This window comes from Streptomyces narbonensis, from assembly GCF_014649015.1.
GTDB classification, from domain to species: Bacteria; Actinomycetota; Actinomycetes; order Streptomycetales; family Streptomycetaceae; genus Streptomyces; species Streptomyces narbonensis.
On sequence record NZ_BMSF01000012.1, the window covers coordinates 193,296 to 204,884 of the forward strand.

11 protein-coding genes are annotated in these 11,589 nt (G+C 73.9%); 2 read left to right on the forward strand and 9 right to left on the reverse strand.

Annotated elements, in window-relative coordinates:
• Positions 1-12: 12 nt before the first annotated feature.
• From IE124_RS23490 to IE124_RS23505, 4 genes are all read right to left on the reverse strand, one after another.
• Positions 13-414: a hypothetical protein gene (locus IE124_RS23490; RefSeq protein WP_189509914.1), complete on the reverse strand. Its 402-nt coding sequence runs from the start codon at positions 412-414 to the stop codon at positions 13-15.
• Entirely contained in the window at positions 411-1,145 is a 735-nt protein-coding gene (locus tag IE124_RS23495) for a 2-phosphosulfolactate phosphatase (RefSeq protein WP_189509915.1), read from the reverse strand. The genes IE124_RS23490 and IE124_RS23495 overlap by 4 nt, the downstream gene beginning before the upstream one ends.
• Before the next feature lie 10 nt (positions 1,146-1,155).
• Positions 1,156-2,793 (reverse strand): ABC-F family ATP-binding cassette domain-containing protein, encoded by a 1,638-nt coding sequence (locus IE124_RS23500; RefSeq protein WP_189509916.1) that lies wholly within the window; start codon positions 2,791-2,793, stop codon positions 1,156-1,158.
• Positions 2,794-2,878: 85 nt separating this feature from the next.
• Positions 2,879-3,337: a hypothetical protein gene (locus IE124_RS23505; RefSeq protein WP_189509917.1), complete on the reverse strand. Its 459-nt coding sequence runs from the start codon at positions 3,335-3,337 to the stop codon at positions 2,879-2,881.
• Between the two features lie 82 nt (positions 3,338-3,419).
• Between IE124_RS23505 and IE124_RS23510 the strand changes: the two genes are divergently transcribed.
• Positions 3,420-4,376 (forward strand): FAD-dependent oxidoreductase, encoded by a 957-nt coding sequence (locus IE124_RS23510; protein ID WP_189509918.1) that lies wholly within the window; start codon positions 3,420-3,422, stop codon positions 4,374-4,376.
• Positions 4,377-4,465: 89 nt separating this feature from the next.
• Here IE124_RS23510 and IE124_RS23515 read toward each other — a convergent pair whose 3' ends face one another.
• The 3 genes from IE124_RS23515 to IE124_RS23525 form a co-directional block, all read right to left on the reverse strand.
• A complete protein-coding gene (locus IE124_RS23515; protein ID WP_189509919.1) occupies positions 4,466-4,765 on the reverse strand; it encodes a hypothetical protein in 300 nt (99 codons plus the stop codon).
• 118 nt (positions 4,766-4,883) lie between these two features.
• Positions 4,884-6,212 (reverse strand): M14 family metallopeptidase, encoded by a 1,329-nt coding sequence (locus IE124_RS23520; RefSeq protein ID WP_189509920.1) that lies wholly within the window; start codon positions 6,210-6,212, stop codon positions 4,884-4,886.
• Positions 6,209-8,251, reverse strand: a complete 2,043-nt coding sequence (locus IE124_RS23525; protein ID WP_189509921.1) for a Xaa-Pro dipeptidyl-peptidase — start codon at positions 8,249-8,251, stop codon at positions 6,209-6,211. The genes IE124_RS23520 and IE124_RS23525 overlap by 4 nt, the downstream gene beginning before the upstream one ends.
• Before the next feature lie 213 nt (positions 8,252-8,464).
• Here IE124_RS23525 and IE124_RS23530 point away from each other — a divergent pair, with 213 nt between their 5' ends.
• Entirely contained in the window at positions 8,465-10,015 is a 1,551-nt protein-coding gene (locus IE124_RS23530; RefSeq protein ID WP_189509922.1) for a M1 family metallopeptidase, read from the forward strand.
• A gap of 39 nt (positions 10,016-10,054) precedes the next feature.
• Here the strand turns inward: IE124_RS23530 and IE124_RS23535 are convergent, their stop codons facing one another.
• Positions 10,055-10,939, reverse strand: a complete 885-nt coding sequence (locus IE124_RS23535) for an oxygenase MpaB family protein (RefSeq protein WP_189509923.1) — start codon at positions 10,937-10,939, stop codon at positions 10,055-10,057.
• 139 nt (positions 10,940-11,078) lie between these two features.
• On the reverse strand, positions 11,079-11,567 hold the full coding sequence (locus IE124_RS23540) for a F0F1 ATP synthase subunit B family protein (protein WP_189509924.1): 489 nt from the start codon (positions 11,565-11,567) through the stop codon (positions 11,079-11,081).
• Positions 11,568-11,589 lie beyond the last annotated feature (22 nt).

Genomic DNA, 11,589 nt, shown 5'->3' on the forward strand with positions numbered 1-11,589 from the left:
TACGTCACACCTCTACGGCACGAAGCGCAGTGCCCATTCGGCGCGGTTGGCGACGGAGAGGTCGTCGTCCTCCGTGAGGGGCCGCAGGACGTCGGCGGCCGACTTCGGGTCCGCCTGGACCAGGTCGACGATCTCGGCCGCCAGGCCGTCCTGGTCGTCACCGAGGTCGACGGCAGAGGCGCGGATCAGGGCCGGGAGGGCGTCCGGGCCGCCGATGGCCGCCAGGACCCCGCCGAGGAGCTCGCGGGCGTAGGCGTTCCGGTCGGTGAGAGCACGGTCCAGCTCCGCCTGGAGACGGGGCAGGAGAGCGGCGTCGCCCGAGGCGGCGATCTCGTCGGCGAGGTCGATCGTCTCGTCGACGTCCGCGTCGAGATCGTCCAGCATCTCGGTCAGTCGGGTCAGTAGGTCGGTCATGGTGCTGCTGCCTCCTGGAATGCACCGTCCACGAGGACGGGGACGGTCGTCGAGCTGTCGATCTCGGCGGCCACGGCCACGTCCTGCGGAAAGCCGTACTCGTACAGTTCACGGCCCGAGTCGCAGCCGTGCAAGGCGGCGACCGGGTCCTCCGTCGCCGTCCACAGCGTGGCCGCCGCGCTCGCCTCCGGCGTCGGGGTGCCCATGCTCACGAGGGCGGAGAGCACCGCTCCCGCGCCCAGCAGGTCTTCGAGCGCGGGGCGCAGCGAGCCGTCCGGCCACCGCTCGCCGGAGGCGATGACGGCGAGCGGACGGTCCGCGGAGCCGTACCCCCGGTCGGCGAGCAGGCGGGCGACGGCGGTGCGGTTGCGCAGGGAGGCGGCGACGACCGTCGCGCCGCACCCCGCGGCCTCCGCCGCGATCGTGGAGCCGTTCGGGGAGGGCAGGACCAGCCGCGGCGGCATCGGCGCGGCGCGCAGCGCGGCCGGGGAGAGCGTCCACGGGTGGTCGGGCGTCGCTTCCCGGCGGCCGACGGCGAGGGTCGCGCCGACGCGCTCCGCGTACGCGAGGGCCGTGGCGTCCCGCCAGCGGTACGGGTGGACGGCGGCGCCGGCCTCGACGGCGACGCCGACGGACGTGGTGAAGGAGAGGACGTCGACCACGACGACGCAGGCGGCCGCCCGGGCGAGGGCCCGTGCCTCGACGGGCCCCCAGCCGAAGGAGATCGTCATGCGGTCGCCATCAGAGCTCGGTCACCTTGCCGTCGGCGACCTCGATGCGGCGGGTCGTGCGGACGGCGTCGAGCATGCGCCGGTCGTGGGTGACCAGGAGCAGGGTGCCGGTGTACGAGTCGAGGGCGGACTCCAGCTGTTCGATGGCCGGCAGGTCCAGGTGGTTGGTCGGCTCGTCGAGCACGAGCAGGTTCACGCCCCGGCCCTGGAGCAGCGCCAGCGCGGCGCGGGTCCGCTCGCCCGGGGAGAGCGTGGTCGCGGGCCGCAGGACGTGCTCCGCCTTCAGGCCGAACTTGGCGAGGAGGGTGCGGACCTCGGCGGGCTCGGTTTCGGGCACGGCCGCGCAGAACGCCTCCAGGAGCTTCTCGGTGCCGTGGAAGAGCTTGCGGGCCTGGTCGACCTCGCCGACGACGACGCCCGAGCCGACGACCGTGTCGCCGGAGTCCAGCGGGAGGCGGCCGAGCAGGGCGGCGAGCAGCGTCGACTTGCCGGCGCCGTTGGCTCCGGTGACGGCGACCCGGTCGGCCCAGTCGATCTGGAGCGTGACGGGACCGAAGGAGAAGTCGCCGCGGCGCACCTCGGCCTCGCGCAGGGTCGCCACGACCGAGCCGGAGCGCGGTGCGGAGGCGATCTCCATGCGGAGTTCCCACTCCTTGCGGGGCTCGTCGACGACGTCGAGGCGTTCGATCATGCGCTGGGTCTGGCGGGCCTTGGCGGCCTGCTTCTCGCTGGCCTCGCTGCGGGCGTTGCGGCCGAGCTTGTCACCGTCGGTGGCCTTGCGGCGGGCGTTCTTCACGCCCTGGGCCATCCAGGACCGCTGCATGTGGCCGCGGGCTTCGAGGGCGGCCTTCTTGCCCGCGTACTCCTCGTAGTCCTCGCGGGCGTGCCGCCTGGCGGTGTCGCGCTCGTCGAGGTAGGCGTCGTAACCGCCGCCGTACAGCGTGATCTGCTGCTGGGCCAGGTCGAGTTCGAGGACCTTGGTGACGGTGCGGGTGAGGAACTCGCGGTCGTGGCTGATGACGACCGTCCCGGCGCGCAGCCCCTTCACGAAGGCCTCCAGGCGCTCCAGACCGTCGAGGTCCAGGTCGTTGGTGGGCTCGTCGAGGAGGAAGACGTCGTAGCGGGAGAGGAGAAGCGAGGCGAGGCCGGCACGGGCGGCCTGGCCGCCGGAGAGCGAGGTCATCGGCTGGTCGAGGCCGACGGTGAGGCCGAGGGAGTCGGCGACCTCCTCGGCGCGCTCGTCGAGGTCCGCCCCGCCGAGGTTCAGCCAGCGGTCCAGCGTCTCGGCGTACGCGTCGTCGGCGCCGGGCGTGCCGTCGACGAGGCCCTGGGTGGCCTCGTCCATGGCGGTCTGGGCGGCGGTGACGCCGGTGCGGCGGGCGAGGAACTCGCGCACGGTCTCGCCCGCGCGCCGCTCGGGCTCCTGCGGGAGGTGGCCGACGCTCGCGGTGGGCGGGGAGAGCCGCAGCTCGCCCTCCTCCGGGGTGTCGAGCCCGGCGAGCAGCCGGAGCAGCGTCGACTTCCCGGCGCCGTTGACGCCGACGAGGCCGATGACGTCACCGGGGGCGACGACGAGGTCGAGCCCGGCGAAGAGGGTGCGTTCGCCGTGGCCGGCGGCGAGGTCCTTGGCGACGAGGGTTGCAGTCATGAGAGTACGAATCCTAGGCGACCCCGCGGCCGCGGTTCCGCCCGGCCGCGGAGGCGCGACGCGGGCGGGCCCGGGCGGGCCGTGGTCAGGCCGCGGTGAGGCGGGCTGCCCGGGGACCTGTCGTCGTGCCGTCGAGGAGGCGGCGCAGGACCGCGCGGTAGGTGTCGCCGGGGAAGCGGTACGGGCCCACGCCGGGGTAGCCGTCGCGCTCCAGGTCCACGGGGGCGGTGAGGTCGCCGGTCTGCCAGGCGAAGTCGCGCCAGACGACGTCCTCGCCGTCGTGCTCGACGACGGCGGTCACGGCGCCGCAGCCGGGGTCCTGGCAGTCGGGGCAGGAGTGGACGATCCGGCGGCCGGTGGCGTGGAGCAGCGTGCGGACCGAGTCGGCCCGGAGCGCGGGCGGGAGGTCCGAGGCCAGGGGCGAGACGGCGTCGACTCCGTCGACCTCGTCGAGCCGGTGGAGCAGGGGCCTGCCGTCGACCACGAGATCGGGGGTGTCGCGGTGAGGGCCGGTGAGGTCGAGGGTGGTGTACGCGGACGGCATGCCTGAAGTATTTCGCCGCCCCCGGTCCCGTTCCATGGCTGTCCGGTCCCGGAAATGTCCCGGTCCCGGTACGGTCCCCGCCATGGACAGCGACGTGATCGTGGTGGGCGGCGGAGTCGTCGGGCTGACGACGGCGGTGACCCTGGCGGAGCGCGGGCTGCGCGTACGGGTCTGGTCGCGGGACGACGTGACGGCGACGACCTCGGCCGTGGCGGGTGCCCTGTGGTGGCCGTACCGGATCGAGCCGGCGGCGGAGGCCGGCGCCTGGGCGCTCGCCTCGCTCCGGGTGTACGGGGAGCTGGCCGCCGATCCTGAGCGGACGGGGGTGCGGTGGGTGGCCGGGGTCCACGCGGACACCGCCCTGGACGCGCTGGGCCCGTGGGCGCGGGAGGTGCCGGACCTGCGGCAGTTGGCTCCGGAGGAGGTGCCGGGGCCGTACGGCGCGGGCCTCGCGGCGCGGCTCCCGCTCATCGACATGCCGGTCCATCTGGCGTGGCTGCGGGGCCGGTTCGAGGCCGCGGGAGGCGTCTTCGAGCAGCGTGCGGTCACGGGGTTCGCGGAGCCGGCGGCCCGGGCACGGGTGGTCGTGGACTGCACGGGGCTCGGGGCGCGGGAGCTCGTACCGGACGCCGGGCTGCTGCCGGTGCGCGGGCAGTTGGTGCTGGTGGAGAACCCGGGTGTCGAGGAGTGGTTCACCGCGGCGGACGAGGGGGCGGGTGAGACGACGTACTTCTTCCCGCAGCCGGGGCGGCTGGTGCTCGGCGGGACGGCCGAGGAGGGGGCGGAGCGGCTCGACGCCGACCCGGCGACCGCGGCGGCGATCGTCGCGCGGTGCGCGCGGGTGCGGCCGGAGATCGCGGGGGCGCGGATCCTGGGGCACCGGGTGGGCCTGCGGCCGGCGCGGGCGGGCGGCGTCCGGATCGAGGCGGTGCCGCTGCCGGACGGCGGGCGGCTGGTGCACCACTACGGGCACGGGGGCGCGGGCGTGACGGTCGCCTGGGGATGTGCGGAGCGGGCGGCGGAACTGGTGGGCGGCTGACGCGCGCGTAGGACGCGGGGGCGGTGGCCGGGGAACGGCCGCGGGGCGGGTGCGGTCCTTTTCGGACAGCACCCGCCCCGCGCGAGCCGCTACTTCCAGATCGGGCGGTTGTTGTTCTCCGCGTCGTGGCACTGCTGCGCGCGCCGCTCCAGGGCGTCGGCGCGGGCGGCGGCCCGGTTGGCCTCCGTGCGGGCGCCGAGGCGGCGGAGCTGGGCGGCGCGGTCGCGCTCCTTGCGGGCGTCCGCCCGCAGCTCGTCGATGTTGCAGGTCATCTTGGCGGCAGCCGCGGGCTCCGCGGTGACGGCCTGTCCGAGCAGCACGCCCCCGGCGAGCAGCGTCGTGGTGAGCACGGCCGTCAGGGTGCGGCGCAGGTTCAGCGTGTGGCGCATGGTGGTTCTCCAACTTCCCGGCGTTGGACGCCGGTTTGAGGCATGGTCAATACCGACCGGTAACTTTACCGGCCCGCAAGTCGGTTTCACGCCAATGCGCGGCTCGGGTGCCGGACCGTCAACATTCCTTCACAGGACTCCCACTGACGAGGTGATAGGTCGCACGCCCGTCGAGGAGGAGCGGGACGAGCGCGCGCTGCGACTGGCGCAGCGGCACGAAGACCCCGGTGCCGTCCGGTCTGACGGTGACTCCGTGCAGGGCGAGTTCGTCGCCCGCCTCGACGTACTGCGCGGCGTCCAGGCGGTAGCCGCAGGGCGGGTCGGCGAGGATCTCCCCGGGCTCCGGCGGGTCGTTGTCGGCCCCGCGGAGATAAACCGGCCCCTGGTCGGCGAAACCCCGGAGCCGGGCGGCGGCCGTGACGGCGGTGAGTGGTCCACGCCGCTCGTCGACATAGGCGAAAGCCCCCTCCAGCGCCGCTCGTTGGGTGGCCACCCGCCGGAGGTGGTTGCGCGCCGGGTCGTCCTTCTCGACCTCGTCGAGGGCGTCCACGCGGGTCTCGACGAGCAGGCCCGCCGCGTGCTTGATGCCCACGGTGTTGCGCAGGATCCGCTCCTGGCCGTCGCCCGCGACCTGCTTGACCGGCTTGCCGGTGAGGGGGTCGGTCCAGATGCCGTAGATGCCGGTGCTGTAGCCGGCGAGCCCCGCGGCGGGCCGCACGTAGGACTCCGACAGGGTCCGGGACTCGTCGTGGACGTGCGGGTCGGCGTCGAGGCTGCGGGGCCAGAGGGCGAGCAGGTCCTTGTCGTAGTAGCGGGGGGTGGCCCCGTACTCGTGGAGGTCGTAGACGAGCTCGGGGCGCCGGTCGCGGATGACGGCGGCGATCGCCCGGGCCTCGGCCGTCCGCAGCGCGATGTGGTCGCGGTTGATGTCGACGCCGTCGCCGTTGCCCCGGGTGTCGGCCTCCCGTCCGTCGGGGTTGGCGGTCGGGACGACGAGGAGGGTGGTCCTGGCGAGGAGGCGCGAGGTCTCCGCGTCCCGGGCGGTGGAGAGGTCGCGCAGCACGCTCAGGCAGGCCTCGCGGCCCGCCGGCTCGTCGCCGTGCTGGCTGCAGACGAGGAGGACCGTGGTGCGGCCCGTGCCGAGGGTGGCGAGCCGCAGCGGTCTGCCCTGCGAGGTGGTGCCGATCGTGCGCAGCGACACCCGGTCGCTCCCCCGGTCGACCGCCGCGAGGAAGTCCCGCTCCTCGGCCTCCGTGGTCCACCGGGCCCCGAGGCTCGTCTCGAATCCGGTGCGCGGGACGGGGCGCGGGGGCGCGCTGTCCGCCGCCTTGGCGGGGACGGTGACGAGCGGCAGGGCGAGGACGGCGGCGCCCGCCGCGAGGGCGAGCATCCGGCGCGAACTCCGGTGCGCGGTACGGATTCCCGTCGGTGTCGCCGAAGGAGTCATCGGGTCGCTCCTGCCGCGGGGAGGCGCGGTCCGCTGACCGCGGCCGGGGGTACGGGACCGGTCAGGGACGGCCTGGCGGTGGGCGCGGGCAGGGCCGGGGCCGCTCCCGTCGTCGCCCGGGCGAAGGCGGCCGGGCCGCCGACCAGGGGCAGCTTCGCCGACGTACGGCCGAGGTCGAGCGTCAGCTTCGGTGTGGTCGACGGAGGGTCGATCAGGTCCCGGTCGGTGCCGCCGACGATCAGGGCGAGGCGGTGGCCCGCCGGGACGACGTGGTCGGCGGACGCGAGGTCGAGGGTGAGGGTGTACGCCCTGCCCGGGGTCAGCGGCCGCTCCGTCCGGGGGTCGGCCCAGGTGCCGAGGTCCGCCCAGCCGCGGCTGACGACCGTGTACCCGACGTCGGCGGTCCTGGCCCTGGTCTCCTTGAAACAGGAGCTGTCGCCGGGGGTGCTCGCGCCCCAGCAGCTCCGCTCGGTGAGCGTCGTGATGCCCTCCCCCGCCGCTCCGTAGTCGCGGATCGTGTCGGGGCCGAGGTCGACGAGGACGGCGGAGAGGTGCGCGGTGGCGGTCGTCGGGGTGGCGGTGACCGTCACCTTCGAGGAGCCGGAGATCCGCAGGTCGCGGGAGAGCGGCCGGGTGACGAACCCCGCCTTCTCGGGGGTCGGGGTGTCGACGCGGGCGGCCCAGTCCAGTTCGCCGAGGGCGGGGTCGTCGGTGAAGGTCGCGGTGGAGCCGGGGGCGGCGGGCGTCCTGCCGAGGGTGCCGACGCCGGGCTCGGCGCCCGGGGCGGGGCGCAGGGTGGTGGCGGCGGTGCCGCGCGGCGGCCACTGCCGGTCGATGGTCCAGCGGTCCGGGGCGCGCTCGATGTCGGCGACCGGTTCGCGGTCGATGCCGTTGTCGTAGCCGAGCAGGTAGTGGTCGAACCAGCGGTGCAGGGTGCGGACCCAGTCGGCGCGCCGGAAGTCGAAGGGGTCGACGTGACCCGTCTGGGAGAGCCAGATCTTGCGCTCGACGCCGTGCGCGGCGAGCGCGTCCCACCACTGCCCGAACTGCTTGGCCCGGACGTTCAGGTCCTGCTGCCCGTGGACGACGAAGACACTGGCCTTCACCTTCGAGGCGTCGCGCACGTGGTCCCGCTCGCTCCAGGCGGGCGTCCAGTCGCCGCTGTACGGGGTGGCCGCGGCGATCCGCTCCTGGACGGCCCCGCAGCGGGCCCGTGCGTCGGGGCTGCTCACGTAGTCGGAGAGCCAGCTGGGGTTGGCGTTGTAGAGCGGGGTGCCCTGGGAGTGGAAGTAGTCGTACCAGGACGAGATGGCACCGATCGGAACGATCGTTTTCAGCCCTTCCACGCCGGTGGCGGCCACGCCGTTGGCGACGGTGCCGTCCCAGCTCTTGCCGATCATGCCGACGTCGCCGGTGCTCCAGCCGGTGGCCCCGGCCCGGGTCGTGCCGGTGCGGGTGGTGTAGCCGCGGGCGCGGCCGTTCAGCCAGTCGACGACGGCCTTGGCGGACCGGACGTCGGAGCGCCCGCCGACGTCGTCGCAGCCGTCGGAGCGGTTGGTGCCGGCGAGGTCGACGCCGACGAAGGCGTAGCCGCGCGGGACGAAGTAGTTGTCGTAGAAGAGCGGGAACTGCACCGGGTTCCCGTCGGCGTCGTACGTCTTCTTCTGGCTCTCGTTGCCCCGCCCGCAGCAGGCGTAGTACGGGCTGGCATCCATGATGACCGGGATCCTCCGGCCGGTCGCGGCGGGCTCCCGGGGCCGGATGATGTCGACGGCGACCCGGTCGGCGCGCCCGTCCCCGTCGCCGTCCAGGCCGGTGTCGACCCAGACGGACTCGCGGATCGCGCCGGCGTAGGAATGGACGGGCCGGGACTCGCGCGGGGACGCCGCGGCGGAGGACGACGGCGCGGTGGGCGCCGAGGGCTCCGGGCCCGCGCCCGCCGGGGTGACCAGGGTCGCGAGCAGGGCGGCCGTGGCCGCGGTCACGAGGGCTCCGTACGGCAGTCGGGCTCCGCGGGTTCTCCGCTTTCGCATCGGCATGCGCCGGAACGTACCCCGGTCAACTCCCGCGTAAAAGAGTGCGGGAGGGATTCAGGGCGATTCGGGGGACGGACGGTTCATGTCGGCCGAATGGCGATCGTGTGACAGCGGGTCCTCTGGACGTGACGGTGCGTCGGAGGGCTGAATAGGGTCCCAGCTAAGGACCGACGACCATCCGCGCGTCTTACGTTTCTTATGACTTGGGGAGCACCCTTGCACCGCAGAATCATCGTTCCGAGCGCCCTCGCGGCCTCCCTGCTGCTGGCGATCCCGGCATCGGCGGCCGACTTCCAGCCTGGCGCCCCGGGCATCGGCGACTCCTACTACCCCGCCAGCGGCAACGGCGGCTACGACGTCTCCCATTACGACCTGCGGCTGAAGTACCAGCCGGAGACCGACCTTCTCGAAGGCACGGCGACGATCGTCGCCACGACGAAGCAGAACCTGTCCCGCTTCAACCTGGACCTCGGTCTGAAGGTCAGCGAGGTCCGGGTGAACGGGCGCCTCGCGAAGTTCGCGACCTCGGGCGACCACGAGCTGGAGGTCACCCCGGCCGTCCCGCTGGAGAAGAACAGGACGATCTCGGTCGTCGTCCGGTACGCCGGCAAGCCCTCCGAGTTCAAGGTCGACGGCTGGTCGGCCTGGGCCCGTACCCCGGACGGCGGCGTCGCCGCCCAGGAGCCGGACTCGGCCGTCTGGTGGTTCCCGTCCAACGACCACCCGCTGGACAAGGCCACCTTCGACGTCTCCGTCTCGGTGCCGGACGGCACGCAGGCCATCAGCAACGGCGTGCTCCAGTCGCAGTCCTCGCGGCTCGGCTGGACGCGCTTCAACTGGCGTTCGAACAAACCGCAGGCGACGTACCTGGCCACGCTCGCCGTCGGCAAGTTCGACATCACGACGGACAAGACGGCCAACGGACTGCCCGTCCTCAACGCCTACAGCAAGGACCTCGGCGACAACGCGGGCGCGGCGCGCGCCTCGATCGAGCGCACGACCGAGGTCGCGGAGTGGCTGGAGGGGGTCTTCGGGCCGTACCCCTTCAACTCCCTCGGCGGATACGTGCCGAACGTGACGAGCGGCTTCGCCCTGGAGACGCAGACCCGCCCGTTCTACAGCCCGCGGCAGTTCGCGAACGGCGCGAACGTGTCGGTCGTCGTCCATGAGCTGGCGCACCAGTGGTACGGCGACAGCGTCTCCGTACGGGACTGGAAGGACATCTGGGTCAACGAGGGCTTCGCCCGCTACAGCCAGTGGCTGTGGTCGGAGAAGGAGGGCGAGGGCACGGCCCAGGAGCTGGCGGACTACGTGTACTCCACGCGGACGGCCGATGACCCCTTCTGGACGGTCAAGCCGGGTGACCCGGGCGCGGAGAACCAGTTCCACATCGCCGTCTACGACCGGGGCGCGCTGGCACTCCAGGCCCTGCGCAACGAGATCGGCGACGAGGACTTCTTCGCGATCCTGAAGGGCTGGCCGCAGGAGTTCGCCTACGGCAACGCGCGCGTCGGCGACTTCGTGCGGTACGCGGAGCGGGTCTCGGGCAAGCCGCTGGCCGGGCTCTTCGACACCTGGCTGTACGAGCCGTCGAAGCCGGCCGCGTCGACGGCTGCCGCGGCCGGTCTGTCCGCCCCCACGGCGGCGCCCGCCACTGGCCCCGCCGCGCGGTCGGCGGCCCGGTCGGCGGCTCCGCGGCCGGTGCAGCCGAAGTCGTGGAAGAAGATCGCGGCGACGAACACGGTGCACGACCACGACGAGCACTGAGCTCCGAGCACGCTTCTCGTGCGGTGAGCGGGCCGTCCGTCAGCGCTTCGCGCGGCGGGCGGCCTCGCGTGCCTTCCGGGCCAGGGGCAGATAGCGCAGCCGCTCGGGCAGGACGGGGACCACGGCCCGGACGACCCGGGCGAAGCGGCGCAGCGCGCGCTCCTGCGCGTCCGTCCACTCCAGGCCGATGGCCTCGCGGGCGTCCGGCGGCATGAGGCCCACGGTGAGGAAGGCCCGCAGGCGCAGGACCGGGCGGCGGAGCACGGGCCAGACGAGCCGGAGGGCGAACCGGAGGGGCAGGGGGCCACGGTCCGGGGCGGGCACCGGCAGGTCGGGGTCGAGCAGCTCCCGGACGACGACGGTCGCCTCCAGCTCGTCGGCGAGGACCTTGCGGTAGTACGGCCAGAACTCGTCGATCGTCTGCGGCATGTCCCGGTCGTGGATGCCGAGAATCCGCCCGACCTGGAGCCACTCGGCGTACAGCTGCCGTTCCTGGGCCTCGGTGAGCGGGCGGGCGAGGAGGCCGAGGCCGTGCCGGTAGACGGGGAAGCCGGTCGCGTGCACCCACGAGTAGTAGGCGGGGGTGAGGGCGTGGTACGCGCGGCCGTGGGCGTCGGTGCCCTGGATGTCGCGGTGCAGGCGGCGGAGGCGGCGGCCCTCCTCGGCGGCGTCCTCGCCTCCGTACACCCAGAGCTGGACCGATCGCAGGGAGCGCTCGCCGCGGCCCCAGGGGTCGGTGCGGAAGACGGAGTGCTCGTCGACCCCGGCGCCGATCGCGGGGTGGGCGACCTGCATGACGAGGGCGGCGGGGAGCATCAGGAGCGCTCGGACGTCGCCGGCGACGCTCCACAGCACGCCGCCGACGGGCGGGGGCGCGGGGTCGGCGGCCGGGGTTCGGGCGGCGGGCTCCTGCGGGTGGCTCATGCGGTCGCTCTCCTCACGCGTCCGGCCGTGGGCGACCGGTCTCACACATCCAGGCTGCACCCGTCCCATGGCGAAGGGGCCGTCGCCCGGGCAGACGTTCTGCTGCCCGGGCGACGGCCCCTTCGCGAGGACCGGTGGGTCAGGCGCGGTCGGCCCCGACCGGCTCGCCGACGATGCGGGCCGCGAGGGCGTGCGCCCAGGCATCGACGTCCGCGTTGAGCTCGCGCTCGGCGGCGGCGCGCTCGGTGGCGATCTTCTGGGTACCGGCGGCGATGATGGCGTCGCGCTCGGCGCTGCCCTCGGCACGGGCGGCGGCGATGGCGGCCGAGCCCTCCTCGATGGCGGCGGAGCGGATGCGCGCGGCCTCGTGGCGGGCCTCGGCGAGCTCCGCCTCGTACTGCTCACGGATCTGCGTGGCCTCGGAGCGCAGGTCGTCGGCGCGCCCGGTGCCGCCGTCGATGGCGTCCTCACGCTCGTCGAGCGTGCGGCGGATCTTGGGCAGGATCCCCTTCGCCAGGATGAGGAAGGTGAGCGCGAACAGCACCAGTCCGAGGATGAGCTCAGCCCAGACGGGGTTGAGGGGACCAAGGTCCATTTCGAAGACAGTGGGGTTACTGGCGAGGGTCATGCGCGCATTCTACCTGGTTCAA